Below are 25,669 nucleotides of genomic sequence, written 5' to 3' on the forward strand. Positions count from 1 at the left end.
CGGCGCCCGAATCCGGCCGGGGCGACCCCGCATGCGGTCAACGGACGGCGGCCAGCGCCTCGGGCAGGGTGAACCGGCCCGCGTACAGCGCCTTTCCCACGATCGCGCCTTCGACACCGTCGGGCACCAGTTCGGCGATCGCGGTCAGATCGTCGAGGGCCGAGACGCCGCCCGAGGCGATCACCGGCGCCTCCGTGGCCATGCACACCTCGCGCAGCAGATCCAGGTTCGGGCCGGTGAGGGTGCCGTCCTTGGTGACATCGGTGACGACATAGCGCGAGCAGCCGTCCCGTTCCAGCCGTTCCAGGACCTCCCACAGATCCCCGCCGTCGCTGACCCAGCCGCGGCCGCGCAGCCGGTAGTCGCCGTCGACGATCCGGACGTCCAGCCCGACCGCGACCCGGTCGCCGTACTCGGCGATCGCCCGGGCGCACCACTGCGGATCTTCCAGCGCGGCGGTGCCCAGGTTGACCCGGGCGCAACCGGTGGCCATCGCGGCCTTCAGCGATTCGTCGTCACGGATACCGCCGGACAGTTCGACGGCGACATCGAGTTCGCCGACCACCTGTGCCAGCAGCTCCCGGTTGGACCCGCGGCCGAACGCCGCGTCGAGATCCACCAGATGCACCCATTCGGCGCCCGCGTCCTGCCAGGCGAGGGCGGCATCGCGCGGCGAACCGTAACTGGTTTCGCTGCCCGCCGCGCCCTGTACCAGGCGGACGGCCTCTCCATTGGCGACATCGACAGCGGGCAGCAACACAAGACTCACGCGCAACAGCCTAGTAGCCCGGTGTTCGCCCGCGCCGCGCGCCCGGTGGCGAGTCGGCAGGCCCGCGCACTCGGCAACGGGGGGCGACGAGCGTTGGGTGATATCACCCACTGGGCCGGTCGGGGTGCCCGCTACACTCGTCCCGAACGCGTGAGAGGTCACCGACGCGTCAGGTCACGATTCGAGAAAGTTCGGAGTGGGCGCCATCGATACCGGTCAGTTGATCGCGGATCACTACCGCCTGGTCGAGCAGATTGGTAGCGGCGGCACAGGCGTTGTCTGGCGTGCCGTCGACGAACGTCTGCAACGGTCGGTGGCGATCAAGCAGATCCATATAAAGCCCAGTCTGCCGCCCGCCGAGCGCGATGTGCTGCGGCAGCGCGCGACACGCGAGGCGCGCAACGCGGCCCGGTTCCAGCATCCGAATGCCATCGTGGTGTTCGATATCACCGAACACGGCGGCGATCCGTGCCTGGTGATGGAGTACATGAAGTCGCGCAGCCTGGCGCAGGTGCTGTCCTCCCAGGGGCCGTTGCCGTTGCCGCAGGTGGCACGGATCGGAGAACAGGTCGCCGCGGCGCTCATCGCGGCCCATCAGGCCGGGATCGTGCATCGCGACGTGAAGCCGGGAAATATCCTGCTCGACGATCACGGCACCGTCAAGATCACCGATTTCGGTATTTCACGAGCCACGGGCGATGTGACCCTCACCGAGACCGGGTTGATCTGCGGGACCGCCGCCTACCTGGCCCCCGAGGTGGCCCGCGGAGCCGACCCCACCCCCGCCGCGGATGTCTTCGCCCTGGGCGCGACGCTGTTCCACGCCCTCGAGGGCGAACCGCCGTTCGGGTCGGGTAACCCGCTCAAGGTGCTGTATGCCGCGGCCAACGGCCAGGTCAGCGAACCGCAGAACGCCGGGCCGGCCACCGATTTCCTGCTCGATCTGCTGGAGGCCGATCCGCGGCTGCGGCCCACCATGCAGGAGGCCCGCGAACAGCTGGCCCAGTTCGCCGGATACCCGGGCGCAAGCGCCGAGCACGCCGGGTTCGTGCCCGCACGCGAAGCGTTCGACCGCAACGGGCACGCCGGCGGCGCCGCCGTCAGCACGATGGAAACGCCGGCCCCGGGCCGCACCCGCGGCGCGGGCGCGGCCCCCGCTCCGCGCCGGCGGTCACAGCCCCGGCCGGACAGCGACCACGGCGAATCGGACGATCGCGCGCCGCAGCGGGCCCCGAACCATCCGCCCACCACCACGCAGCCCGTCGCCGGCGGTTCCGGCAGCAGCGGTGGCGTCCGGCGGGCGGTGCTGATCGGCGGTATCGCCGGGGCCGCGGTGGTCGGCGGCGTGCTGTGGCTGGGTTCCTCCGATTCCGACGACGGCGGATCGGCCCGCGCCGACACCTCGGTGACCTCCAGCGCGCCGCGGACGCCCGGTACCACGGCCACGACCGCCCCCGCGCTGGGCTCCACGCCGAGCACCGGGCAGGTCGAATGGGTACAGGCGGGTCAGCTGCTCGAGCAGTTCTACATGAATCCCGCGGGTTCCTGGTCGCTACTGACCCCGGCCGCCCAGCAGGCCTACGGCAGCCGGCAGGAGTTCGAACAGTACTGGTCGACCCGGACCGTGCAGAGTTTCAGCCGGATCGAGGCTTTCAAGGGCAACAATCCCGACGGTTCGGTGGATATGCGGGTGAACAACCTCAGTTACGGCGGTCAGACCCGCAACCCGGTACTGCGGGTGGTGAATTCCGGCGGCACGCTGCTGATCGACAGCGATACCCACTGACCCGTAACCCGAACCCGCCGCCCGCGGCCGGGCTATGGTGTGCGGCATGGATATTCGGGGGATGCTCGCCGCCGAGCGAGCCGAGTTCACTGCCCTGCTGCGGAGTTTGCCGGACGCGGAATGGGATGCGCCGACACTGTGCACCGGCTGGCGAGTGCGGGAACTGATCGGACACCTGCGTTACGACGCGATCCCACTCACCGAGTACGCCGGGATCGCCGTGCGGAACCGGTTCTCGATCGACGGCGTCAACAACGCCATGGCCGCGCAGGGGTCGCACCGGACACCGGCGGAGCTGCTGGCCGAATTCGAATCCGCTCCGCGCACGGTGTCGCGGCTCTGGCCGCGGCTGGGTCTGGCCGATCTGCTGGTCCACCAGCAGGACATCCGGCGCCCCCTGGGCCGGCTTCGGGAAATCCCCGCCGACCGGGTGAAGGCCGTACTGGACCATCCGGACCCGTTCGCGCGCCCCGGGCGCCTCACCAGAGGGTTACAGTTCGTCGCGACAGATTTCGACTGGGTCAAGGGAACGGGGCCTGCCGTCCGCGGGCGCGGTGAAGCGCTAGCGTTGGCGATGGTGGGCCGGACCGTGGTCCTCGACGAACTCGACGGCGAAGGCGTCGGGGAACTGCGTCGCCGCTGCAGCTGAAACATCCGGAAGCTCGCTTCACCGATGGGAGACGCGCAGATGACCGATTCGGCACTCGTCGCGATGGCGGCGATGGTCGGCGAGTGGAAGACGACCTCCGAGCAGATCCCCGATATGGTCGGCCGGACCACCATCGAATGGCTGGACGGCGACGCCTTCCTGCTGGTCCGGCTGACTGTGCCCGAGCCGGCGATCGACCGCATCTGGGTCGTCGGTACCGATGACGCCTACCCGGAACGACTGAAGGTCCTGCAACACGACGGCGCCGGGGCCCGGCGGATCTACAACGGCGCGCTCACCGGGCCGCTGTGGCGGATCTGGCGCGACGCCCCCGGCGATTCCCAGCGACTGACCGGAAATCTCGATGAGACCGGAAACATATTCCGGGCCACCTGGGAACGTTCGGATGCCGAATTGGACCCGCGCACCTGGGAACACCAGATGGATATCGTCTACACCCGGATCGCCTGAGCCGGACCACGCGGATAACCACTGGTATCGGCCCGATACCCTGGTGCTGTCGTATTCAGCCGCTGCACAAGGACCGATACCACCATGACATCCCGTATCGAGCTCGCCCGCGTAGATCTGCGCGGCCGCACGCCCACCACCGCGCAGCTGCGCACCGCGCTGCCGCGCGGCGGGGTCGATGTGGACTCGGTGCTGCATCGGGTGCGGCCGGTGGTGGAGGCGGTTCGTGACCGCGGCGCGGCCGCGGCCCTGGAATACGGCGCGAAATTCGACGGGGTGACCCCCGCGACCGTGCGCGTCCCGGCCGCGGAACTGGCTGCCGCCCTCGACGGCCTGGACCCGGCGGTGCGGGCGGCGCTCGAGGTGGCGATCGCGCGCACCCGCGCGGTGCACGCGGATCAGCGGCGCACCGATACCACCACCGAGGTGGTCCCGGGCGGTACCGTCACCGAACGCTGGGTGCCGGTGGAGCGGGTCGGGCTGTATGTGCCCGGCGGTAACGCCGTCTATCCGTCCAGCGTCGTGATGAACGTCGTGCCCGCGCAGGCGGCCGGAGTGGACTCGCTGGTGGTGGCCTCGCCGCCGCAGGAACAGTTCGGCGGGCTGCCGCATCCGACCGTACTGGCCGCCGCCCGGCTCCTGGGGGTCGAGGAGGTGTGGGCCGTCGGCGGAGCGCAGGCGGTCGCCCTGCTGTCCTACGGAGGTTCCGATACCGACGGCGCCGATCTGGCCCCGGTCGACCTGATCACCGGTCCGGGCAATATCTATGTCACCGCCGCCAAACGGCTGTGCCGTGGGCTGGTCGGGATCGACGCCGAAGCCGGTCCCACCGAGATCGCGATCCTGGCCGACGCCACCGCCGACCCGGTCCATGTGGCCGCCGACCTCATCAGCCAGGCCGAACACGATGTGCTGGCGGCGAGCGTGCTGGTCACCGACAGTCCCGCCCTCGCCGACGCGGTGGACGCGGCGCTGACCACGCAGCTGGCCGTTGTGAAACACGCCGAGCGGGTCACCGCGGCCCTCACCGGCACCCAGTCCGGCACGGTGCTGGTCGACGATATCGATCAGGGGCTGCGGGTGGTGAACGCCTACGCCGCCGAACACCTGGAGATCCAGACCGCGCAGGCCACCGCGGTCGCCGCCCGGGTGCGTAGCGCGGGCGCGATCTTCGTCGGCCCGTACGCCCCGGTGAGCCTCGGCGACTACTGCGCCGGCTCCAATCACGTGCTGCCCACCGCCGGCTGCGCCCGGCATTCCTCCGGGCTGAGCGTGCAGACCTTCCTGCGCGGTATCCACGTCGTGGAGTACACCGAGGCGGCGTTGAAGGATGTCGCGGGACATGTGGTGGCGCTGGCCGACGCCGAGGATCTGCCCGCCCACGGGCAGGCCGTGCGTGCCCGGTTCGAGGCGCTGTCATGAGCGCGGAGGTCCCCGACGGCGCCCCCGTGCCCGGGGCCGGGATCGGGCTCGACGCCCTGCCGTTGCGCGAGAACCTGCGCGGTAAATCACCGTACGGCGCACCGCAACTCAGCGTTCCGGTCCAGCTCAACACCAACGAGAACCCGCACCCGCCGACGCCTTCGCTGGTGGCGGATGTGGCCGAGGCGGTGCGCGCCGCGGCCGCCGATCTGCACCGCTATCCCGACCGCGACGCGGTGGGATTGCGCACCGATCTCGCCGCCTACCTCACCCGCCAGACCGGTATCGCGGTGGGCGCGGCGAATGTCTGGGCGGCCAACGGGTCCAACGAGATCCTGCAGCAGTTGCTGCAGGCGTTCGGCGGCCCGGGCCGGCGGGCACTGGGTTTCGTCCCGTCGTATTCGATGCATCCGATCATCTCGGAGGGCATCGACACCGAATGGGTGGAGGCGAAACGGTCCGCCGATTTGTCCATCGATATCGATGCCGCCGTGGCCGCCATCGCCGAACGCCGGCCCGACGTGGTGTTCGTGACCAGCCCCAACAACCCGACCGGGCACAGTATCCCGGCGGCGGAGCTGGCCCGGATCCTCGAGGCCGCCCCCGGGATCGTCATCGTCGACGAGGCCTACGGGGAGTTCTCCGCCCAGCCCAGCGCAATCGGCCTGATCGACAGCTATCCGGCGAAACTGGTGGTCAGCCGCACCATGAGCAAGGCGTTCGCCTTCGCCGGAGGCCGGCTCGGCTATCTCGTCGCGGCCCCCGCGGTGATCGACGCACTACTGCTGGTGCGGTTGCCCTACCACCTGTCGGTGGTCACCCAGGCCGCCGCCCGCGCCGCCTTGCGGCATGCCGACGAAACTTTGGCGAGTGTCGCGGAACTGTCCGCCCAGCGCGACCGGGTGGCCCGGGAACTGACCGCCCTCGGGTTCCGGGTGGTGCCCAGCGACGCGAACTTCCTGCTGTTCGGAACGTTCCGCGACGCGCCCCGCGCTTGGCAGCACTACCTGGACGAGGGAGTCCTCATCCGGGACGTCGGGATCGGCGGCCATCTGCGCGCCACCATCGGGCTGGCCGCCGAGAACGACGAATTCCTGCGGGTCAGCGCGAAACTGGCCGCCACCGAACTGACCGCGCAGAACTGAAGCGACAACCGGAAGTGAGCATGAACCGAACCGCGCGAGTGGAGCGCACCACCAAAGAATCCAGCATCGTGGTGGAACTGAACCTGGACGGCACCGGGCAGACCGATATCTCCACCGGTGTCCCGTTCTACGACCATATGCTCACCGCGCTCGGCACCCACGCCAGTTTCGACCTCACGGTGCGGGCCGACGGCGATATCGAGATCGAGGCGCACCACACGGTCGAGGACACCGCCATCGTTTTCGGGCAGGCACTCGGGCAGGCACTCGGCGACAAGAAAGGCATCCGCCGGTTCGGCGACGCCTACATCCCGATGGACGAAACCCTGGCGCACGCCGCCGTCGACGTCTCCGGCCGCCCCTACTGCGTGCACACCGGCGAACCCGACCATCTGCTGCACGCGGTGATCCCCGGCTCCCCGGTACGCGGCCGCAACGATCCGGGTGCACCGTATTCGACCGTGCTCAACCGGCACGTCTTCGAATCCATCGCGCTCAACGCCCGGATCGCGCTGCACGTGCGGGTGCTCTACGGCCGCGATCAGCATCATGTCACCGAGGCCGAATACAAGGCAGTCGCGCGGGCTCTGCGCGCCGCTGTCGAACCGGACCCGCGGACACAGGGTGTGGTGCCGTCCACCAAGGGGTCGTTGTGAACTCGGTTGTTCTGCTGGACTACGGCTCCGGCAACCTGCATTCCGCCGAACGCGCCCTGGTCCGGGCGGGCGCGCAGGTCGAGGTGACCGCCGATCACAAGGCGGCGCTCGCGGCGGACGGCCTGGTGGTTCCGGGCGTCGGCGCGTTCGCGGCCTGTATGGCCGGCCTGCGGGAGGTGCGCGGCGAACGCATCATCGGCCAGCGGCTGGCCGGGGGGCGCCCGGTACTCGGAATCTGCGTGGGTATGCAGATCCTGTTCGACCGCGGGGTGGAATTCGGCGTGGAAACCGAAGGCTGCGGGGAATGGCCCGGCACCGTCGACAAACTCGACGCTCCCGTCCTGCCGCATATGGGCTGGAACACCGTCGAAACGCCCGCGGACAGTGTGCTGTTCGCCGGTATGGACGCAGGCACCCGTTTCTATTTCGTCCACACCTACGCCGCCCGGTCCTGGGAACTGCCCCCCAGCGACCACCTCGCCGCTGCGAAGCTCACCTGGACCGAACACGGCAGCCGCTTCCTGGCCGCGGTGGAGAACGGCGCGCTCGCGGCCACCCAGTTCCATCCCGAAAAGTCGGGGGACGCGGGTGCCCACCTGCTGTCCAACTGGGTGAAATCGCTCTGATCCGGCACGCGCCCGGCCGTCTTGCCCGGGCGTGTGTTCGCGCCGGGGTCTACGGAGAGTAAAGCGGTTCACCGCCGGGATCACCGCTGCCGAAGCACGAACGGGTGAAATCCCGGGAAGCCACGCCGATACCCTTGGGCCGGCGGGGCCGTCGCACGGATGTGGCCGGATGGGTGATCGCACCGGCCCCCGTCCGGATTCCGGGATCACCGGCCGGGTGCTCGGCGTGCGCGGCGGGTATTCGGTGGTCTGAGCCGCATGGACGGTCAGGCCGCGCATTTGGCGCCGGGCGGGGCCGGTGGCGCGGCGACGACTCCGGCGGCGACATCGACCAGGAAGTCGCGGTTGCCGTCGAGGGGTTCGCTGCCCAGGAGCAGGCGTTCGACCACGCAGCCCGCTTCGAACAGCGCCGGGCCGACATTGTGGCGGCCCGGTTCCACCGCACCGTCCAGCGTGCGTCCGCTGACGATCGAGTACATGGTGCTCGGTTTACCGGCCAGCATGAGCGCGGCCCGCATCTGCATACTGGCCGAGTAAGGCACCACCTCGTCGGCGGTACCGTGGACGAGGAAAGCGTGCCGGATGTTCATCCGCCCGGCCTGGAGTGCGGGCGAACGTTCGGCGTAGGCCAGCGGGCAGGCGGCCGGAACGCAACCACCGGCATCGCGCTGGATCTGGGCCTGCAGCGCGGGATAGTCGGCGGCGGGACCCTGGAAATGGGTGAACAGATCCGATGGGCCGAAGGTGTCGACCCAGAAGTCGAACAAACCGGCGGGACCGTACGCGGCAGCCAGGCCGGTGGTCATGGCCCCCTGGCTCCAACCCCACAGCACGGTGCGCGCCACTCGGGGGTTCTCTGCCTTGTACCACTGGGTGGCAGCCACCAGATCGCGCCAGCCGGCCCACAGATTCCAGTCGCCGGTCGGCCATCGGGGGCTGCCGCGCAGATCCATCGACAGGATCGGGGTCGCGGTGCGGGCCGCGATCGAGACCAGGTACTCGGAATACTGAGCCGCGGACCCGTTGTGCCCGTGCGCGGCCACCACCAGGGCGTTGCCGACCGCGCAGCCCTGCGGTTCGTACACCAGGCCGGTGGCCTGTTCCCCATCGACAGGTATCGCGATCGGGCGTGTATGCACCGAGCAGGCGTCGGTCGCGGCCGCGGGGGCGGCGGCCAGCAGGGTCGCTGTCAACGCCGGAAGCAGCAACCCGGCCAGATAGCTCAGTGCGCGTCTGCTCATAACAGAAATATTTCCACGCCCGAGGCCGGGAGAGCGGGAACCTGACTGGGCCCGTCGGCAATTCGCCGCAACAACGCTACGTGGGAACGGTGTGGCGCCACCTCGGGGGCCGGGCCGCGGTGCCGGCACCTGCCCCGGCTCCGAGCGCTCGCCCTGATCCGGGTGACCCGCTGATTCTCGCGCGGGCGCGACCCCGGGGAACGCCGGACACGGCCGTCCGGGTGCGGGAACCGGCCCGGCGGCCGGGCCCGGCACGGCTGGTTCGCAGGCTGCCGCTCACCCCACCGGTGGTGATGGGTGGCGTATCCCAGGCGCCGGCCGCCGCCGGCCGCGGATGTCGGTGGGCACCGCTAGCATCCGCTCCATGTACGCATTCACCACGGAGCAGCGGCGGGCGCGGCTGGGGATCCGGCATCGGCTGGCGGCCGAATACCGCAGCGGCGAAGTCGCCGAGATCACGCGCTCGCTGGTGGTGCTGCACGCCACCGATCCGGCCACCGTTCATCTCTCGGTGGCCGCACGGGGCACGGCCATCGGTCCCACGCAGGTGGAATGCGCATTGTACGAGGACCGCTCGCTGCTGCGGATGCTCGCGATGCGACGCACCATGTTCGTGGTGCCGGTGGAGCTCGCACCGGTCCTGCATGCCTCCTGCGCTACCGATTTGGCGGCCAAGCAGCTCCGCACCTATGCCAAATACCTGGCCGACGCCGGTATCGGCGACGGCGATCCGGCAGGCTGGCTGGCGGCCGTCGCCGAGGACACCCATCGCGCGCTCCTGGCCCGGGGCAGCGCCACCGGCGCCCAGCTGAGCAAGGATGTCCCCGCGCTGCGCACCCAGGTGAATACGAGTCCGGGGAAGTCGTACTCCAAACCCACCTCCATCACCACCTGGGTGCTGCTCCTGCTCGGCACCGAAGGCCGGATCGTCCGCGCCCGGCCGGGCGGCGGCTGGTCCAGTAGCCAGTACTCGTGGGCTCCCGCGGAATCGTGGCTGTCCGCGCCGATCGACCGAATGGACGCCGACGAGGCCCGCACCGAACTGGTACGCCGCTGGCTACGGACGTTCGGCCCGGCACCGATCGGCGATATCAAATGGTGGACGGGCTGGACGCTGGGTCAGGTTCGTAAAACCCTGGCCCGGCTCGACACGGTGGAAGTCGATCTCGACGGCACCGCCGGGTTGCTGCTCGCCGACGATCTCGACCCGGTTCCCGCCCCGCAACCCTGGGCGGCCCTGCTGCCCGCCCTCGACCCCACCCCTATGGGCTGGCAGTCCCGCGACTGGTACCTGGGCGGGCACAAGGCGCAGTTGTTCGACCGCAACGGCAATATCGGGCCGAGTATCTGGTTCGACGGCCGTATCGTCGGCGGCTGGGCGCAGCGCAAGGACGGCGAGATCGTGACCCGGCTGCTGGAGGATATCGGCGCCGATGCCCGCGCGCTCGTCGCGGCCGAGGCCGAACGCGCGGCCGGCTGGTACGGCGAACTCCGTCCGGTCCCCCGCTTCCGTACTCCCCTGGAACGGGAACTCACCAGCTGACCTGCGTCACGGTGTAGCGGGATAGGTTGGCGCCATGCGAATCCGAACGTTCCGGGAGCAGGATCGACCCGCCCTGCGGCGGCTGGCGGTGCGGGCCGGTCAGGGTTCGCCGACCGAAACTCTCTGGGGCCATCAGGAATCCGAGTCGCTGATATATCTCGAGCCCTATATGGATCGCGAACCCGAGTCGTTGTTCCTGGCCGAATCCGACGGCGAACTGCTCGGTTACCTCACCGGGTGCGTGGACACCGAGTCCTTCCCGAGCGAGGATCAACGGATCGCGGACGCCGTCCGAAGGTATCGCCTGGTTCTGCGCCGCCGCCCGGCCCTGTTCTTCGCCCGCAGCGCATTCGATGCCGCGAGCGCGGCGCTGCGCCGCGCACCGTCCGCCGGAGAGATCCACGATCCACGCTGGCCCGCTCATCTGCATATCAATGTCGTGCCCGAGGCGCGCGGCACCGGCGCGGCGGATGGACTGATGGAGCATTGGTTCGATCGGCTCCGGTCGATGGGTTCGCCCGGCTGCTATTTACAAACGCTGGTCGAGAACACCCGGGCGGTCCGGTTCTTCGAACGGATGGGTTTCGCCCCGCACGGCACGACACCGCCGGTGCCGGGAATGCGTTATCAGGGCAAACGGGTCCACCAGCAGACAATGGTCCGCAGCTGCTGACCGGCCGGGACTACTTGCCGGCGGCCCGGGTCGCGTGATCGTCGAGTATCCGGCCGAGCAGGGCGACCAGGGTACGGCGTTCCGCGGCCGACAGGGCCGCGAGCAGGTCCTGCTGTGCGAGGTCCAGCCGGCGGTCCAATTCGCGAAGGTGATCGCGCCCCGGCTCGGCCAGGTTCACGATATTGCGCCGCCGATCGCCCGGATCGGTGGCGCGTTCCACGAACCCCCGGGCCACCAGGTCGTTCAGGACGGCGACGATATCGCTACGGTCGATTCCGGTGCGGCGCCCGAGTTCGGCCTGGCTGGATGCACCGCCTTCGTGCAGCGTCGTCAGTACCGCATAGTGATATCGGCGCGAACCCGTACCCGCCATCGCCTGTTCGGTCGCCCGATCGGCGAGTAGCGCGGTTTGGTTGATCAGTCGCGTCGGCAGACTATGCAGCCTGCTCGCGGCCCCCTGGTGCGCGGCTTCCATATCGGCAATCTAGCAACCGGCCGACGGCGCACCCGCAGAACACGTACCGGCGTTGCACGGAACCGGCGCGGCCGAGGCAGGAAACCTCGTCTGCGCAACGGGTTCCATCAACCGCCGACTTCGGCAACCGCACGCGCGAACGCGCCTCCGGATACGTACCGCCCCTACCCGCAGCGATCATCGCGGGCATCGATTTGACCCTGCTGAACTATCCCATGACGGTCAGCGAAGCCCGGAACCGATGCGGCGACAGTGCTCCGGCTCATCCCGCCACGAGCCGGAGCACCGGACGCCGGCATCAGCAGTCAGCTCGATGCCCACGGAGCGCGAAGCAACGCCGCTGCGTCCTGATCGGGAATTTCGATATCGAATACCTTCGCCAGCGTTTCCGGCAGCTCCGCAAGCTCCAGTTCCCGTGACCGGCTGGAGCCGTCGGGGTGTTCGGTGGTCAGGACGCGGCCGTCGAGGATGTGGTGGACATCCGGATGGAATCGCTGCACGAACGGCCGCCGGGTGAACGGCGATCGCGGCGAGGTCGCGACGAAATGGTTGCCGACCTCGTAATCCACCCGGTACTGCGGGGCCAGGGTGAAGGTGTAGCGGTCCACCCACCCGTCCTTCGCGAACTGGTGCAGCACCCACTGTTCGGTCTCGAGTTCACCGAATTCACGGGCGAGCCGGAACCGCCAGTGCCCGAGTCTGAACTCCGCCGGGCTGTCGACAAGCGCATAGGGTTCGGCCGGACCCGCCCCGAACCCGACATCGACCAGCCATATCCGGTCGTCGTCGGTGGTGGTGACCCGCAGCAGCGCGTGGGTGGCCGGACGCACCCCGTCTGCTCCCATCGTGACCCGCCCGGACAACCCGGTCACCCCGAACCCGAACCGTTCCAGCAGCGCCGCGAACACGGTCACATTCTCGTAGCAGTAGCCACCCCGACGCTGCCGCAAAAGCTTGTCCTGCAGGGTTTCCAGGTCCAGCGGCACCGGCCGCCCAAGTACCGCCTCCAGGTTCTCGAACGGAACAGCGGTGGTATGGGCACCGACCAAGGCCCGCAGCACCGGCAGTGTGGGGGTGCGCGGACCGGAGTAGCCGATTCTGGCCAGATACAGCTCCAGATCCAGCCGGTCGCCGTTCCAGTGGTACGCCGCGTCGGCAGGCTTCGGCATGTCACTCCTCGTTTCACCCGGTGTCGATACGAGCAACCATCCGGATGTGGCATCTGTTCCACCGAGCAGTCTCGACCACCTCGGGAGCGTGTTTACCGCAACGATTCCGGCGGTAAACTCGTCCCGAATCGCAACGGTGCCGATGACCGGCGCCACCGCGACGGTCCGTATCCCGCCTGGTGCCCCGGCCCGATCAGAACAGGAACACCACTGATTTCCTCGTCGACCACGGTGGTGACCTCCGGCCTTCATTTCGCGGAATCACCGGCAACGGGACCGGACGGTCAACTGTATGTCTCGGACTTCTACGCCCACGAGCTGCTGCAGGTGGATCCGAGGTCCTTCGCTGTCACCGTGGCGGCCAGGGTGCCGGGCCAACCGTCGGGTATGGGCTGGCTGCCCGACGGCACACATCTGGTCGTATCGATGCGGGACAAGCGGGTCCTGGCCGTCGGCGCCGACGGGTCTACGCAGTGCTATGCCGATCTCGGCCGGCTGGCTCGGGGCGCCGCCAACGATATGTTCGTCGACTCCGCCGGACGCGCCTGGGTGGGCACCTTCGGATTCGATTTCTATGCCGAACTCGCCGCGCACCCCGAAGCCGATCCGCTGTTCGGGCCCGAAGCGAATCCGCCCACCGCGGAGATCATCGCCGTCACCGGCGCGGGCCGGGCCGGTATCGCGGCTACGGGATTGCGGTTCCCGAACGGCACTGCGCAGCTGACGGACGGCACCCTGGTCGTCGCCGAAACCGCGGGGGCGTGCCTCACCGGTTTCACGATCGCCGGGAACGCCGCGCTCACACAGCGCAGGACCGTCATCGATCTGTCGTCCGCCGGCGTCGGTGGTGAGCCGATCCGGCCCGATGGAATCTGTGTGGACGCCGAGGACGGGGTGTGGGTATCCGATCCGGCCGGCGGCCGCGTGGTGCGGTTCGACGTGACCCGCGGGGTCGCCACCGATGCGGTCGCCACATCACAGCCCTGCTTCGCGGTCGGATTCACCGGCGCCGGCGCGCAGACACTGGTGTGTTGCACGGCACAGACTTCCAACCCGAATATCGCGGCCCGGGAACGAACCGGCCGGTTGGAGACGGTGCGGGTCGCAGTACCCGGCAGGCAGGCGTGATTCGCGGGATGGGGGCGTGCACACCACCGCGCTGATCGGGCAGAGTATCGGTGTGCCCGAAGGTATTTCACCGGCCGCTTCGATCGGCCTGCTGTTGGCCGGCATTGTCGGCGGAGAAATAGACGACGGCGATATCGCGATGGAAGTCGAGAATATCGGCGGCGGACACCGGGAACGGCTGGAACTGCGCCGGGTGCTGGGCCGGCTCCACGGTGAGTTGTCGCGGCTGCGCAGGCGGGAGCACGAGCTGACGGTGCTGTTCGCGAGTGCCCGCGAGCTCGCGGAGTCGCGGGACCGGGATACCGTGCTGACTCGGTTGGTGAGCCGGGCGCACGAGATGATGGGCAGCGACGTCACCTACCTCTCCGAGTTCGACCCGCAGACCTGTGAGCTCCACGTTCGCAAATCGGTGGGCGCGGTGACGCACGGCTTCCAGCATCTGCGGGTGCCGCCGGGAATGGGGCTGGCCTCGGGGGTCGTCGCGTCACGGACCGCGCAGTGGACCCATCGGTACGGCGACTACGCCTGCGATCCACATGATCGGGCGATCGACGAGGCGGTGGCGGCCGAAGGAATCGTTTCCATTCTCGGCGTGCCTTTACTTGCCGACCGCGCAGTATTGGGAGTGCTTTTCGCCGCGACCCGGTACGAGCACGTTTTCACCGCGGAGGAGATCGCACTGCTGTCGGCGTTGGCCGACCATGCCTCGGTGGTGGTCCGCACCGCCGAGATTCGCGAACTGCTGCAGGAATCCGAACAGCACACCAGGCAGGCACTCACCCGGCTCAGCGAGCGGCTGCGGGCTGATGACCGCGCGAACGCCGTTCATCAGCAATTGATTCAGACAGTTCTGGTCGGTGGCGGCTTTCCCGATGTCGCCAGGACCATGGCGGGAGCACTCGGGCGGACGATCACGATCGTCGACCCGGAGCTGAAAACCACCGCACAGTCCGGAAGTACACCGGTTCCGGACGGTCCGCTCGGGTATTCGGCGACGGTCCGGTCGGCGCTCGAACGCAGCCGCACGTCCGGGCGGTGTGTGCTCCTGCCGGATACCGGGTCACCGGTCGAGGCCGTCGCGGCGATCACCGCCGGTGCCGGCTATTTCGGCGCTCTCCTACTCGGCCACGGAAAGCCCGCGCTGAGACCGCAGGACGCGACGACGATCGAACGGGCGGCTCAGGTGTGCGCCCTGCTGACGCTGCAGCACAATGCCGCCGACGAGGCATATCGCCGGACCCGGGCCGAACTGGTGGGCGATCTGCTGGACACGGCTCCCGAGCGACGTCACGATCTGGAACGGCGGCTGCGCTACCACGGCATCACCCTCGCGAATCTGAACACGGTCGTCGCCTTGGTACTGCCCCCGGAAATCCGGGCCACTGCCATGCGGCACCTGGCGGCACGGTACCCGGACGGCACACTGGTCGCCGAGATCGCGGGAACCATTGTCGTTGTCACTCATTCGCATACGCCACTGGCGTCGGGCGCCGATATCCGCACCGCGCTGATCGAGAATCTGGGTACACCGGTGCTGGCGATAGTTCCGCCGAGGTCACACGACCCGGAAGAGCTGCCGGTAGCGTTCGAGGCGGCGCTGCGCACCGTTCGCCTGCTCGACGCCCTGCGGGTCACCGATGCCGTGGTCGATACCGCGGAGTACGAGATCTTTTCGATTCTGTTCGCCCATGATCCGCGAGGTCTGCATCGATTCATCGCTGCCTCGATCGGGCCGGTACTCGACTACGACGCCGCACACAACACCGACCTGACGGCCACTTTGCGCGCTTTCGTCGGTAACGGCGCGAGTCCGGCGAAAACCGCGCGCGCGTTGGGGTATCACCCCAACACCATTCTGCAACGTCTCGATCGAATCAGAGCACTGCTCGGTGCGGATTGGCGCAGCGACCAACGGCTCTTCCGGATTTCCACGGCTGTCCGGCTCGACGAGCTACGGCATCTCAACGGCCGCACCCACGAAACCGGATATGGGGAATCGCCACATCAATCCCTGCGATAACTGGGTTATCCCAACATGGCGGGACAAATCGGCACGCTCTAGCGTGGAGGGCGACTCACCATTCGAGTGCCGCGAAGTTTCGCTCCACACATTGAGCGGCGACGGCAGCCCGGCGGGGAGTTCGAAAGTCTCGAATGCGAGTCCGCCGCGCTCACTGGGCAATTCCGGCGCTCCGAGGACCCGGCGCTCCGGGCGGCCACCACGCAGGCCGGGCGCGATGAAATCCAGGGTCCGCGAACAACAATCACCTGTCACCGGATGAGAACCGGAAAATAGCTGCATGTTTGCCATGATCTGCGTCAGGTCGGTGAAATTTTGAGGACGCATTATTGCGTTTCTATAGCCAGATCGCATGTTGTCGATTACAGTCCCTCTGTAGCGAACTTTTTTGTGGGGTATAACAACTGAGACCAGGAGCTATGTGATGCTGCAGGAGGACACACATCTATCGGCGGAGTATCAACTGTCCGCGGTGAAGCCCCCGCGACCAGGCGAACTCCCCACCGCCGTCCAGTTGCTGGGAGTTTTCCAGGGCCTCAGATTCCGGGATCACGAGCTCTATCGGACAGCCCGCTGCCTGGTGAACCTGCACATCTGCCGCAACAGCGGAACCGGCCACGCACGGCTCGCCGATCTCGATCGGCGCCGCGCCGAACTGATGGACGAGATCGACGAGTGGTCGATCCGGCAACTGCCGATCCACCGCAACGAACCGGTCATCCGTCCCGAATCGCTCGGGCGCGTAATCGATCGACTCGCGGACGCATGGGCCCGAGCCAACCGCGACTCCGTTGCGGCGCCGACGAGCCGACGTACAACCCAGATGAATTGGCTCCGGCTGGCCGAACTGGTCGGCGGCTACAACAATCTGCTGGCCGATGTGCGGACGGTACAGGACCGCCTGCCGTCCCTGGCCTCCTAGCCGCGCCCGCAGGCACACCGGTGGCGCGCGGCGAAGTCGCCGAACGATGCACAGTGCGACCGCCGCGCGCCCGGGCACGCCCACGCCCGTTCGGGTAGCGGCCGACCGACCGGGGCCACTACATATCGAGACCGAGGTCCAGGACCCGCACGGAGTGGGTCAGGGCGCCTACGGCGAGGTAGTCGACGCCGGTGCGGGCGTAGTCGGCGGCCATGTCGAGGGTGAGACCGCCGGAGGATTCGAGTTCGGTTTGCGGGGCGACCGCGTTGCGGCGCTGGACGGCGGCCTGGGTCTGCCACAGGGGGAAATTGTCCAGCAGGACCAGCTCGACCTGCTCGGACAGGACCGCGTCGAGCTGGTCGAGGTTGTCGACCTCCACCTCGCAGTCGATATCGGGAGCGGCGGCACGGACGGCACGCAGGGCGTTCACCACCGAGCCCGCGGCGACGACGTGGTTGTCCTTGATCAGCGCGGCGTCGCCCAGGCCCATGCGGTGGTTGACGCCGCCGCCCGCGCGGACCGCGTATTTCTGCAGGGCCCGCAGGCCGGGCAGGGTCTTCCGGCTGTCCCGGATCCGGCAGTTCGTCCCGGCTACGGCATCCACCCAGGAGGCGGTCGCGGTGGCGATACCGGAGAGATGGCACAGCAGGTTGAGCATGGTGCGTTCGGCGGTGAGCAGGCCGCGGGTCGGCGCGACGACACCGAGGACAGTGTCGCCGGGCACGATACGGGTGCCGTCGGGGATGCGTTCGGTGATCTCGTAGCCGTCGGCGCCGATCACTTCGTCCAGCACCAGCAGCCCGATATCGATACCGGCGACCGTGCCCGGCTGCCGCGCCACCACCGCGGCCTTCACCGCGGCATCCGCGGGAACCGTGGCGACGGTGGTGATATCGGGGCCGTAGCGCAGATCCTCATCCAGCGCGGTCCGGATGAGACCGCGGATCGCATCGGGATCCAGGGCGTGGTCCAAAGTCATTCTGTACTCCTCATTTCGACTGTGCGCCGACCGAGAACGGCTGCCGCGCAGGTCCGAGACCTGTGTGCGAGAGTCGCATTCCGGTATCCGTCCGAGCCGTTCACGACGGCGTATCCGATGAGTCGGTTCCGGCGGCCGAGCGCGCGGGAACTCGGGAGCGCACGGCCTCGCCGGTATCGACCGGTGCGCCAGTGTTGCTACCTGTGGCGAAGTCCCTGCCCCGCCTGTCAGCAATACCTCCCGGCGCTACCGCGGCATCCGCGGCGACGTACGGAGCGCCCGCACCGTCGAGGCGTATCACGATGGACCGGGCCGAATTCTCCGACGGCACCGGATGGTCTGCGCGGGTGTGGCAGCCACGGCTCTCGATGCGTGCTGCGGCCGCGAGCAGTACGGCGCGGGCCGTGACGGTGAGTGCGGAATCTTCGAAGCGCCCGATCAGCTCCGCCGGCGAAGCCGACGGGCGGTGGCCGGATTCCGGGGACGGCAGCGACACGGGAGATGCCGGCAGGGTTGCCGGCGATTCTGCCTCGATACCCGCGGCACGGAACCTGCCCCGGCCGATGGTGTTCTCGAGGACGGCCGCGGCCCGGGCGAGACCTCCACCGTCGCGTACCACCGAGGCATGTTCGGTCATCGTCGGCTGGACCAGCGCCCGCGCAAGCGCGGGACGGTCCGCCACGAACCGGTCGTCCACCAGTGCCGGTTCCCCCAGCCGCTCGAACGCCGCCAGACCGGCGCGTTCCCCCATCACCAGACCCTCGAGCAGGCTGTTGGAGGCGAGCCGGTTCGCACCGTGCAACCCCGTTCGCGCGACTTCCCCGGCCGCGTACAACCCGGGGACACCGGTCCGCCCGTGCAGGTCGGTGACCACGCCTCCGCACTGATAGTGCGCGGCGGGCGCCACCGGGATCAGGTCGCGGCGGGGGTCGATTCCGGCGACCCGGCAGGAGGTGGTGATCGTGGGGAACCGGGCGGCGAAATCGGGGATTCCGCGGGCATCGAGGTAGACGTGATCCTCGCCCGATTCCCGCAGCCGGGCGGCGATCGCCCGGGACACCACATCGCGCGGCGCCAGATCACGGCGCGGGTGGACCCCGGCGGTCACCGATCGGCCGCGGGAATCGACCAGCACGGCCCCCTCGCCGCGGACTGCCTCGCTGATCAGCGGCTGCCGGCCGATACCGCCGGGTGAGTACAGAACTGTGGGGTGGAACTGCACGAATTCCAGATCCGCCACCGCCGCGCCCGCCCACAGCGCCAGCGCCACGCCGTCCGCGGTCGCCCCGGCGGGATTGGTGCTCAGCGCGTACAGCTGCCCGAGGCCGCCGGTGGCCAGGAGCACTGCCGGGGCGTGCACGACACCGATGCCCCGGCCCGAAACAGCGACAACCCCCTGCACACCGGACTCATCGGTGACGACGTCGAGGACGGCCGTCCCGAACAGCACCGGCAATCCCGCCGCCGACAGCGCCCGCTGCACTTCCGCGCCCGTCGCGTCGCCGCCGGCGTGGATGATGCGCCGGGTGCTGTGCCCGCCTTCTCGGGTTCGCGAGACCTGACCGTCGCGTCCCAGGTCGAAGACCGCACCGAGATCGGTGAGGGCGGCGACCGCGGCCGGCCCCGCTTCGACGATCGAGCGCACCGCGTCGGGGTCGCACAATCCACCGCCGGCCGCGACCGTATCCGCGACATGGGACTCGACCGAATCACCCTGCGGCGCGACCACCGCGATCCCGCCCTGCGCGTACTGGGTGGCGGTGTCGCTGGGGCCGCCCTTGCTCAGGATCAGCACCCGCATACCGCGGCGCGCGGCGGCGCGGGCGGCGGTGAGCCCGGCAACGCCGCCGCCGATCACCACGAGATCGGCGCGTTCTTCCCACCCGGGGATCCACCGTTCACAAGTCATCGTGTCCTCCGCCGGCCATCCGTCCGGTTGTTCGCGCTGATCCGCCGAGCGGCGAGATCACGGCGGCAGCGAGGTCGCGCGCCGCTGTCGGCTGCTGGAACGCAGCTGGTAACACCGTTATCCAAGTCCCTGGAATGCGCATGCGACGGCGGTTCCCACCGGTTCGGCCGGCCGGTAGCTCGAACCGGGATCCACGCTCCGCGAACCGGCACTGTCGCTGCGCGAACCCGTCCACTCATCTGGTGAACCGACCGACCTGCCCGGCGCAGCAGCCCGCTCGCCCGGCGGAACCGGCCAACGGGCCTGCCGACCGGTCCGACCGCCGGCTGTGGTCCGCCCTTCCGGCGCGACCGTGCGCTCCCACTGCGTGGCCGGCCTCCGGGAGCGCCTGCCTCGGCGAGCGTTCCCACCGGTTCCGTGCACCGAGCGCACCGGCGTTTCCGTCGGCCGGCGGTCGGCAGCGGCCACCGGTGTATGCAGCGGTTTCCGGGATCATTCCCCGCCGCCGGGATTCCCGATCTCGATCATGCGCTGCACCGAATTCCGGGCCCGGCCCGCCGTTTCCGGATCGACGTGTACCTCGTCCCGGTTCTGCTCCAGGCAGCGCAGCAGCGCGGCCGGGGTGATCATCTTCATGTATTTGCAGGCGGCACGGTCGTTCACGGCCTGGAAATCGATCCCGGGGGCGGCCTTGCGCAACTGGTGCAGCATACCGACCTCGGTCGCCACCAGTACCTGGTTGGATTTCGCGGCACGGGCGGCATCGATCATGCCGCCGGTGGACAGGATGTGCACCCGGTCGGCCGGGAACTCGCCTTCTCCGGCCAGGTAGAGTGCCGAGGTCGCGCAGCCGCATTCGGGGTGCACGAACAGTTCGGCGTCGGGGTGCGCCCGCGCCTGGTCGTTGAGTTCGTCACCGTTGATACCGGCGTGGACGTGGCATTCCCCCATCCAGATATGCATGTTCTCGCGGCCGGTTTCCCGTTTCACGTGCGCGCCCAGGAACTGATCGGGCAGGAACAGCACTTCCCGGTCCGGGTCGATCGAGGCCACGACGTCCACGGCATTGGAGGACGTGCAGCAGATATCCGTCAGGCCCTTCACGGCCGCGGTGGTGTTGACATAGGACACCACCACCGCTTCGGGATGCTCGGCTTTCCAATCGCGCAGTTCCTCGGCGGTGATCGAATCGGCCAGCGAACAGCCCGCCCGCTGATCCGGGATCAGCACGGTTTTCTCGGGGCTGAGGATTTTGGCGGTTTCGGCCATGAAGTGGACACCGCAGAACACGATCGTGGCTTCGGGGGCCTCGGCCGCGATCCGGGACAGCGCCAGCGAATCACCGACGTGATCGGCCACGTCCTGGATCTCCGGGAGTTGGTAGTTGTGCGCGAGAATGGTCGCATTGCGTTGCCGCGCCAGGCGTTTCACCTCGGCGGCCCATTCCGGTGTGGCCTCCACTCCGGTATAGCCCGAGGGCCCGTCGACGATCCGCTCCCGCAGTGCGGTACCCGGCGCCGGGGCCAATTCTGCTCCCATCGTCGCCATGGTCGCTCCTTCCTTCGCGCTCGGCAGCCCTGCCGATTCGCCTGAACCAGGTTTTCGACTTATGATCGAAAACGTGGACCAGTTTAGCACCATCCATGAATCGCTCACCGCGGTGTTCCAGGTTCGCCGCTTCCCTGCCGATATCGCCGCAGGTGAGCGCGGTCACGACGGGATGACCGACCGCCGCCCGCCGGGACAGCGCAGTGAACTCGCCGTCCTGCTGTGGCAGCGCGCCCTCGACCCGCAGCAGGGCACCTGGTCGCTACCGGGCGGCCGGCTACGCAACGACGAGGATCTGGACACATCGGCCCGCCGCCAGCTCGCCGAGAAAGTCGATGTACGGCAGGTCGACCACCTCGAGCAGCTCTCGGTGTTCAGCGCCCCGGACCGAGTTCCGGGCCCCCGCCGGATCGCCTCGGCGTACCTCGGACTGGTGCCCCTCACCGCCGACCCGCGACTCCCCTCCGATACACGCTGGCATCCGGTGTCCGCACTCCCGGAGATGTCGTTCGACCACGGAACCGTCGTCGACCACGCCCGCACCCGCCTGGCCGCGAAACTGTCCTACACCAATATTTCCTTCGCCTTGGCCCCGGACCGGTTCACCATGTCCACCCTGCGTGAAATCTACTGCGCCGCCCTCGGTTACGACGTGGACACCACCAACCTGCAGCGCGTGCTGACCCGGCGCAAAGTAATCACGCCGACCGGCGAGACCGCTGCCCCGGGCCGCACCGGCGGCCGGCCCGCATCGGTCTACCGCTTCACCGATTCGGGACTGCGGGTCACCGACGAGTTCGCGGCCTTGCGCCCCCGCGCCTGAACACCCGCCCCTGCCCACCGCATTACGCGGAAGGGCGCGCCACCGGAAAACCGGATGCGTTCACCGGGCCGACCCGGTTACGTTCTGCGTTGCGCACCATCGGGTATGGAGTAACGGCAGCTCACCGGATTTTGGCTCCGTTGGTCCAGGTTCGAATCCTGGTACCCGAGCAGCTGTTGCGCGCACCGCAATCGTCAGGTCCGCATCTGCGGTCGCGGGACCCGGGTACGGCGCTGCGGCGGCGCGAACCGGTCCGCGGGCCAGGCGAGCAACTCGATGAACCAGAACAGCACCAGAAAGATGGTGACCACCACGGTCGGTATCGCCACGAACACGATCGACAGCACCGCGATCACCACGAAGACCGCGAACGCGGTGGGCGATATCCCGCGCAACCGGCTGCCCAGCCGCACCGCCGCCCACATCATCCAGCGCCGCGGCCGCGAAACATCGCATTCTCGTAGCGTCCGCCGGAAAATCCCGTCGGCGTCGGCCGCACCGACCCGTTCGGTGCGCCGCAGGTAGTCGTGCAGGATCGCCGCCCGCGTATACACCCCGTACCGCGGGATCAGCCAGACCAACGGCCGCGGCACCGAGGCGAAATCGGTGCGGAAACCGGCCGGTACCTCGAATTCTTCGTCCGCACCCTGATAGGTCAGCGGCTCCCGGACTTTCCAGAACTTCCCGTCGATCTCCTCGACCACGAGCGAACTGGTGAACCCCACGACGTCTTCTCCCTGTCGTCCTCCCGAACGTAGTCAGCCTACGGCCGGAAGACCGGGACCGCGCGGCGAGCAGTACGCGGTACCGCTGCGCGAGACCGGCGGTGCGCGCAGCGTGCGCCGGACGAGAACTGTTGCGCCGTCGCGTTTCCGGGGACGCGCTATTTGGACAGCGAAGGTCCGGGCGGCGGCGATTCCTGCGGCGACAACGCTGCTTCGCCGCCGTCACGGGCCGGCGCCGCGGGACCCCGCGCCGGGACCCGGGCGGAAGGATCGCCTGGATAGCAGGACGGGTCGTATTCCGTATGCGCAAACTCCGCATACGGCTGGGGACGCGATTCCCCGAACGGGCTCATGAATCCGGTACCGAGATCCTCGGTTGTGCTGAGCCCCGCCAGGATCAGGATGACCAGCGCCGCTACCAGCGGCTGGACGAGCAGCGCGAGTGGGCTTTCGAGGCCGACCGGCAACGAGACGATCTGCCCCACCGGCGGATCGCCGGGCCGCGGATTGTCCCACGCGTTGACCGTTTCCCCGGCCCACGCCATCACCCACGCGCCCGCCGCCGAACCCAGCAGCAGCCCGATGAGCTGGGTGGGTCCGCGCATCCGCCGCCACCGCCAGCCCGCGGCCGCCGACAACACCCCGGTCACCGCGCCCAGACCCGCGAACATCGCCAGGGCATCGAACCGGTGCAGGCTCTCCCCGACCAGCGTGGCGCCCCGGCCCGGCTCGACGACCAGCACCAGCTCGGTCGGCGCCACCAGCCCCCAGACCACACCCGCCGTCCCGCTCAGCACGATCACCGCGGCCAGCAGCAGCGCGGCGGCACGCAGCTCCTTGCGCGCGCCGCCGCGGCTTTCCTTGCGCGTTCCCCCTCCGCGTGACCCCGGCACCACTACCGCCGCTCCGCGGACGCGGAATCGAGGACCCCGTGCCGCGAGCATCGGGCCCGCCAGCCACCCGGATCGATCTGCACCACCATCCGGCGCCCGCACTGCGCGCAGAACCTCGGCGGTTCCAGGCCCAGGGCCACGGCCCGGGAGGCCGGCTCATCGTGCCCGGGCACCACCCGCGTGCCCGTGAACGGGTTGTAACGCTCGTCCATATCGCCGACAGTACTCATCCGGCCCTGCCTTCCGCGGTTGGCGCCGCCGATCAGAATGTCTCGTTGAGTGCCTTGATCGGCATCTGGAGTTCACCCAGCAGGTCGATGTCCTGTTCGGCCGGGCGGCCGAGGGTGGTCAGATAGTTGCCGACGATCACGGCGTTGATACCGCCCAGGATGCCCTGGCGGGCGCCGAGATCGCCGAGGGTGATCTCGCGGCCGCCGGCGAAGCGCAGAATTGTCCGGGGCAGCGCGAGCCGGAAGGCGGCCACGGCGCGCAGCGCGTCCGCGGCGGGCAGGACCTCGAGATCGCCGAACGGCGTGCCCGGGCGGGGGTTGAGGAAGTTCAGCGGTACCTCGTCGGGTTCGAGTGCGGCCAGGTCGGCGGCGAATTCGGCGCGTTGTTCCAGGGTTTCGCCCATGCCCAGAATTCCACCGCAGCAGACCTCCATACCGGCGTCCCGGACCATCCGCAGGGTGTCCCAGCGTTCTTCCCAGGTGTGGGTCGTGACCACGTTCGGGAAGTGGGAGCGCGCGGTTTCCAGGTTGTGGTTGTAGCGGTGCACGCCCATCGCGGCGAGCCGGTCGACCTGGTCCTGGGTGAGCATCCCGAGCGAACACGCGACCTGGATGTCGACCTCGTTGCGAATCGCCTCGACCCCCGCGGCCACCTGCGCCATCAGCCGTTCGTCCGGGCCGCGGACGGCGGCGACGATGCAGAACTCGGTGGCCCCGGTCTTGGCGGTCTGTTTGGCCGCTTCGACCAGGCTCGGGATATCGAGCCAGGCCGCCCGGACGGGGGAGGCGAACAGACCCGATTGTGAGCAGAAATGGCAGTCCTCCGGGCAGCCGCCGGTCTTGAGGCTGATGATGCCCTCGACCTCCACGTCCGGACCGCACCATTTCATGCGGACCTCGTGGGCGAGTTCGAGCAACTGCTCGAGCCGGTCGTCACCGAGGCGCAGAACGTCCAAGGTCTGCTCTCGGGACAGCCCGATACCGCGCTCGAGCACCTGGTCCCGCGCGACGGCAAGCACATCGGCGGCCGGTATCTCGGTGGTGACAGGGGCCTGGGTCACTGGCGTATCCCTTCGTCGGGAGGTGTCCGGTGACGGACCGGCACACCGGACTTGAACAGCGTTCAGGACAGGGTAGCGGCAAAGATTGAACAGCGTTCAGGCTGGGGTAGCGTCAGTGGTGGACCGAAGGCAGCGGGAGGACGGACTGTGCAGCTACACCGAGACGATGTCGTGGACGGAGCCCTCACCATCCTCGACCAGTACGGGCTCGCCGACCTGACCATGCGCCGGCTCGCGGGTTCGCTGCACGTTCAGCCCGGCGCGCTGTACTGGCACTTCCCCAACAAGCAGGCGCTACTCGGCGCCGTCGCCGACCGGATCCTGGCACCGATGGAACGACCCGTCGGCGCGAGCGACTGGTCCGGCGCCCTGAGCGAATTGGCGCACCGGTTGCGCGATTGTCTGCTCACTTACCGCGACGGCGCGGAACTGGTCTCCGCCACCTACGCTTCACGCCTCACCACGAGCAAGGGCCGGGAGCGGATCGCCGGCGCCGTGATCCGTGCCGGTATGCCCCGCGAGCAGGCCGAACTCGCCGCTTACACGCTGCTCTACTACGTACTCGGCCACACCGTCGACGAACAGTCCCGGATGCAGATGGATTCGGCCGGGGCACTGCCCGCACCCGATTCCGCCGAGCCTGCCGAAGACCCCGATCCGACGGCCCGATTCGATTTCGGTCTGCAATTGTTCACCGCGGGTATCCGGCATCAATTGGGTGCCGAAATCCGCTGACCGGCGGCGAACCGGACCGGTCGGCGACAGCGACGATCCCCCCGCACGCGCCCCGTCGTCTTCCACAGATC

The 25,669-nt window shown here is 68.9% G+C and carries 25 protein-coding genes and 1 tRNA gene; 15 read left to right on the forward strand and 11 right to left on the reverse strand.

Annotated features, from left to right (window positions below; genetic code table 11):
• Positions 1 to 37: 37 nt before the first annotated feature.
• On the reverse strand, positions 38 to 769 hold the full coding sequence (gene priA / locus IU448_RS22190; protein WP_195057610.1) for a bifunctional 1-(5-phosphoribosyl)-5-((5-phosphoribosylamino)methylideneamino)imidazole-4-carboxamide isomerase/phosphoribosylanthranilate isomerase PriA: 732 nt from the start codon (positions 767 to 769) through the stop codon (positions 38 to 40).
• Between the two features lie 196 nt (positions 770 to 965).
• On the opposite strand from priA, the gene IU448_RS22195 reads away from it, so the two are divergent.
• The 7 genes from IU448_RS22195 to hisH all read left to right on the forward strand — a co-directional run bounded on the left by IU448_RS22195 (position 966) and on the right by hisH (position 7,524).
• Positions 966 to 2,555: a serine/threonine-protein kinase gene (locus tag IU448_RS22195; RefSeq protein WP_324188672.1), complete on the forward strand. Its 1,590-nt coding sequence runs from the start codon at positions 966 to 968 to the stop codon at positions 2,553 to 2,555.
• 46 nt (positions 2,556 to 2,601) lie between these two features.
• Positions 2,602 to 3,204: a maleylpyruvate isomerase family mycothiol-dependent enzyme gene (locus IU448_RS22200; RefSeq protein WP_228813919.1), complete on the forward strand. Its 603-nt coding sequence runs from the start codon at positions 2,602 to 2,604 to the stop codon at positions 3,202 to 3,204.
• A 39-nt stretch (positions 3,205 to 3,243) separates the two neighbouring features.
• A complete protein-coding gene (locus IU448_RS22205) occupies positions 3,244 to 3,675 on the forward strand; it encodes a hypothetical protein (protein WP_195057611.1) in 432 nt (143 codons plus the stop codon).
• A gap of 84 nt (positions 3,676 to 3,759) precedes the next feature.
• On the forward strand, positions 3,760 to 5,097 hold the full coding sequence (hisD, locus tag IU448_RS22210) for a histidinol dehydrogenase (protein ID WP_195057612.1): 1,338 nt from the start codon (positions 3,760 to 3,762) through the stop codon (positions 5,095 to 5,097).
• Positions 5,094 to 6,242, forward strand: a complete 1,149-nt coding sequence (locus IU448_RS22215) for a histidinol-phosphate transaminase (RefSeq protein WP_195057613.1) — start codon at positions 5,094 to 5,096, stop codon at positions 6,240 to 6,242. The genes hisD and IU448_RS22215 overlap by 4 nt, the downstream gene beginning before the upstream one ends.
• A 20-nt stretch (positions 6,243 to 6,262) precedes the next feature.
• Complete coding sequence (gene hisB / locus IU448_RS22220; protein WP_195057614.1) at positions 6,263 to 6,898, forward strand: imidazoleglycerol-phosphate dehydratase HisB; 636 nt, start codon at positions 6,263 to 6,265, stop codon at positions 6,896 to 6,898.
• Positions 6,895 to 7,524, forward strand: a complete 630-nt coding sequence (gene hisH / locus IU448_RS22225; protein WP_195057615.1) for an imidazole glycerol phosphate synthase subunit HisH — start codon at positions 6,895 to 6,897, stop codon at positions 7,522 to 7,524. The genes hisB and hisH overlap by 4 nt, the downstream gene beginning before the upstream one ends.
• A gap of 266 nt (positions 7,525 to 7,790) precedes the next feature.
• Here hisH and IU448_RS22230 read toward each other — a convergent pair whose 3' ends face one another.
• Entirely contained in the window at positions 7,791 to 8,765 is a 975-nt protein-coding gene (locus tag IU448_RS22230) for an alpha/beta hydrolase family protein (protein WP_195057616.1), read from the reverse strand.
• Between the two features lie 364 nt (positions 8,766 to 9,129).
• Between IU448_RS22230 and IU448_RS22235 the strand changes: the two genes are divergently transcribed.
• Both IU448_RS22235 and IU448_RS22240 read left to right on the forward strand, forming a co-directional pair.
• Complete coding sequence (locus IU448_RS22235; RefSeq protein ID WP_195057617.1) at positions 9,130 to 10,308, forward strand: winged helix DNA-binding domain-containing protein; 1,179 nt, start codon at positions 9,130 to 9,132, stop codon at positions 10,306 to 10,308.
• A 34-nt stretch (positions 10,309 to 10,342) separates the two neighbouring features.
• On the forward strand, positions 10,343 to 10,981 hold the full coding sequence (locus IU448_RS22240; protein WP_195057618.1) for a GNAT family N-acetyltransferase: 639 nt from the start codon (positions 10,343 to 10,345) through the stop codon (positions 10,979 to 10,981).
• A 10-nt stretch (positions 10,982 to 10,991) separates the two neighbouring features.
• Here IU448_RS22240 and IU448_RS22245 read toward each other — a convergent pair whose 3' ends face one another.
• A complete protein-coding gene (locus tag IU448_RS22245; RefSeq protein WP_195057619.1) occupies positions 10,992 to 11,456 on the reverse strand; it encodes a MarR family winged helix-turn-helix transcriptional regulator in 465 nt (154 codons plus the stop codon).
• Positions 11,457 to 11,761: 305 nt separating this feature from the next.
• Complete coding sequence (locus IU448_RS22250) at positions 11,762 to 12,625, reverse strand: arylamine N-acetyltransferase family protein (RefSeq protein WP_195057620.1); 864 nt, start codon at positions 12,623 to 12,625, stop codon at positions 11,762 to 11,764.
• A gap of 234 nt (positions 12,626 to 12,859) precedes the next feature.
• Here IU448_RS22250 and IU448_RS22255 point away from each other — a divergent pair, with 234 nt between their 5' ends.
• The 3 genes from IU448_RS22255 to IU448_RS22265 all read left to right on the forward strand — a co-directional run bounded on the left by IU448_RS22255 (position 12,860) and on the right by IU448_RS22265 (position 16,695).
• Positions 12,860 to 13,753, forward strand: a complete 894-nt coding sequence (locus IU448_RS22255) for an SMP-30/gluconolactonase/LRE family protein (RefSeq protein WP_195057621.1) — start codon at positions 12,860 to 12,862, stop codon at positions 13,751 to 13,753.
• A gap of 16 nt (positions 13,754 to 13,769) precedes the next feature.
• A complete protein-coding gene (locus tag IU448_RS22260; protein WP_195057622.1) occupies positions 13,770 to 15,773 on the forward strand; it encodes a helix-turn-helix domain-containing protein in 2,004 nt (667 codons plus the stop codon).
• A gap of 424 nt (positions 15,774 to 16,197) precedes the next feature.
• On the forward strand, positions 16,198 to 16,695 hold the full coding sequence (locus IU448_RS22265) for a DUF4254 domain-containing protein (protein WP_195057623.1): 498 nt from the start codon (positions 16,198 to 16,200) through the stop codon (positions 16,693 to 16,695).
• A 118-nt stretch (positions 16,696 to 16,813) separates the two neighbouring features.
• Here IU448_RS22265 and nadC read toward each other — a convergent pair whose 3' ends face one another.
• The 3 genes from nadC to nadA all read right to left on the reverse strand — a co-directional run bounded on the left by nadC (position 16,814) and on the right by nadA (position 21,131).
• Positions 16,814 to 17,674: a carboxylating nicotinate-nucleotide diphosphorylase gene (gene nadC, locus IU448_RS22270; protein ID WP_195057624.1), complete on the reverse strand. Its 861-nt coding sequence runs from the start codon at positions 17,672 to 17,674 to the stop codon at positions 16,814 to 16,816.
• Between the two features lie 100 nt (positions 17,675 to 17,774).
• Positions 17,775 to 19,583 carry an L-aspartate oxidase gene (locus tag IU448_RS22275; protein WP_195057625.1) on the reverse strand — a complete coding sequence of 603 codons (1,809 nt, stop codon included), beginning with the start codon at positions 19,581 to 19,583 and terminating at the stop codon, positions 17,775 to 17,777.
• A gap of 492 nt (positions 19,584 to 20,075) precedes the next feature.
• A complete protein-coding gene (gene nadA / locus IU448_RS22280) occupies positions 20,076 to 21,131 on the reverse strand; it encodes a quinolinate synthase NadA (protein ID WP_195057626.1) in 1,056 nt (351 codons plus the stop codon).
• A gap of 61 nt (positions 21,132 to 21,192) precedes the next feature.
• Here nadA and IU448_RS22285 point away from each other — a divergent pair, with 61 nt between their 5' ends.
• Complete coding sequence (locus IU448_RS22285) at positions 21,193 to 21,954, forward strand: NUDIX domain-containing protein (protein ID WP_195057627.1); 762 nt, start codon at positions 21,193 to 21,195, stop codon at positions 21,952 to 21,954.
• Between the two features lie 99 nt (positions 21,955 to 22,053).
• A tRNA-Gln gene (locus tag IU448_RS22290) sits at positions 22,054 to 22,124 on the forward strand.
• 24 nt (positions 22,125 to 22,148) lie between these two features.
• Here the strand turns inward: IU448_RS22290 and IU448_RS22295 are convergent.
• The 4 genes from IU448_RS22295 to bioB form a co-directional block, all read right to left on the reverse strand.
• Complete coding sequence (locus IU448_RS22295) at positions 22,149 to 22,679, reverse strand: DUF1353 domain-containing protein (protein ID WP_195057628.1); 531 nt, start codon at positions 22,677 to 22,679, stop codon at positions 22,149 to 22,151.
• A 158-nt stretch (positions 22,680 to 22,837) separates the two neighbouring features.
• A complete protein-coding gene (locus tag IU448_RS22300; protein WP_195057629.1) occupies positions 22,838 to 23,575 on the reverse strand; it encodes a DUF2567 domain-containing protein in 738 nt (245 codons plus the stop codon).
• Entirely contained in the window at positions 23,575 to 23,802 is a 228-nt protein-coding gene (locus tag IU448_RS22305) for a hypothetical protein (protein ID WP_195057630.1), read from the reverse strand. Before IU448_RS22305 ends, IU448_RS22300 begins: the two co-directional genes overlap by 1 nt.
• Before the next feature lie 32 nt (positions 23,803 to 23,834).
• Positions 23,835 to 24,863, reverse strand: coding sequence for a biotin synthase BioB (gene bioB, locus IU448_RS22310; protein ID WP_195057631.1), 1,029 nt, complete (start codon positions 24,861 to 24,863; stop codon positions 23,835 to 23,837).
• Positions 24,864 to 25,010: 147 nt separating this feature from the next.
• On the opposite strand from bioB, the gene IU448_RS22315 reads away from it, so the two are divergent.
• Positions 25,011 to 25,598: a TetR/AcrR family transcriptional regulator C-terminal domain-containing protein gene (locus IU448_RS22315; protein ID WP_195057632.1), complete on the forward strand. Its 588-nt coding sequence runs from the start codon at positions 25,011 to 25,013 to the stop codon at positions 25,596 to 25,598.
• Positions 25,599 to 25,669: the final 71 nt, after the last annotated feature.

It is taken from the genome of Nocardia flavorosea (assembly GCF_015477805.1).
In the GTDB taxonomy this organism is placed as follows: domain Bacteria; phylum Actinomycetota; class Actinomycetes; order Mycobacteriales; family Mycobacteriaceae; genus Nocardia; species Nocardia flavorosea_A.

What these genes read in the sequence shown, in the direction of transcription:
- IU448_RS22230 (WP_195057616.1), bottom strand. Translation starts at nt 8,765, where the DNA reads ATGAGCAGACGCGCACTGAGCTATCTGGCCGGGTTGCTGCTTCCGGCG.
- nadA (WP_195057626.1), bottom strand. Translation starts at nt 21,131, where the DNA reads ATGGCGACGATGGGAGCAGAATTGGCCCCGGCGCCGGGTACCGCACTG.
- hisD (WP_195057612.1), top strand. Translation starts at nt 3,760, where the DNA reads ATGACATCCCGTATCGAGCTCGCCCGCGTAGATCTGCGCGGCCGCACG.
- nadC (WP_195057624.1), bottom strand. Translation starts at nt 17,674, where the DNA reads ATGACTTTGGACCACGCCCTGGATCCCGATGCGATCCGCGGTCTCATC.
- IU448_RS22275 (WP_195057625.1), bottom strand. Translation starts at nt 19,583, where the DNA reads ATGACTTGTGAACGGTGGATCCCCGGGTGGGAAGAACGCGCCGATCTC.
- IU448_RS22285 (WP_195057627.1), top strand. Translation starts at nt 21,193, where the DNA reads ATGATCGAAAACGTGGACCAGTTTAGCACCATCCATGAATCGCTCACC.
- IU448_RS22235 (WP_195057617.1), top strand. Translation starts at nt 9,130, where the DNA reads ATGTACGCATTCACCACGGAGCAGCGGCGGGCGCGGCTGGGGATCCGG.
- IU448_RS22205 (WP_195057611.1), top strand. Translation starts at nt 3,244, where the DNA reads ATGACCGATTCGGCACTCGTCGCGATGGCGGCGATGGTCGGCGAGTGG.
- IU448_RS22240 (WP_195057618.1), top strand. Translation starts at nt 10,343, where the DNA reads ATGCGAATCCGAACGTTCCGGGAGCAGGATCGACCCGCCCTGCGGCGG.
- IU448_RS22250 (WP_195057620.1), bottom strand. Translation starts at nt 12,625, where the DNA reads ATGCCGAAGCCTGCCGACGCGGCGTACCACTGGAACGGCGACCGGCTG.
- IU448_RS22215 (WP_195057613.1), top strand. Translation starts at nt 5,094, where the DNA reads ATGAGCGCGGAGGTCCCCGACGGCGCCCCCGTGCCCGGGGCCGGGATC.
- IU448_RS22305 (WP_195057630.1), bottom strand. Translation starts at nt 23,802, where the DNA reads ATGAGTACTGTCGGCGATATGGACGAGCGTTACAACCCGTTCACGGGC.
- IU448_RS22200 (WP_228813919.1), top strand. Translation starts at nt 2,602, where the DNA reads ATGGATATTCGGGGGATGCTCGCCGCCGAGCGAGCCGAGTTCACTGCC.
- hisB (WP_195057614.1), top strand. Translation starts at nt 6,263, where the DNA reads ATGAACCGAACCGCGCGAGTGGAGCGCACCACCAAAGAATCCAGCATC.
- IU448_RS22245 (WP_195057619.1), bottom strand. Translation starts at nt 11,456, where the DNA reads ATGGAAGCCGCGCACCAGGGGGCCGCGAGCAGGCTGCATAGTCTGCCG.
- IU448_RS22265 (WP_195057623.1), top strand. Translation starts at nt 16,198, where the DNA reads ATGCTGCAGGAGGACACACATCTATCGGCGGAGTATCAACTGTCCGCG.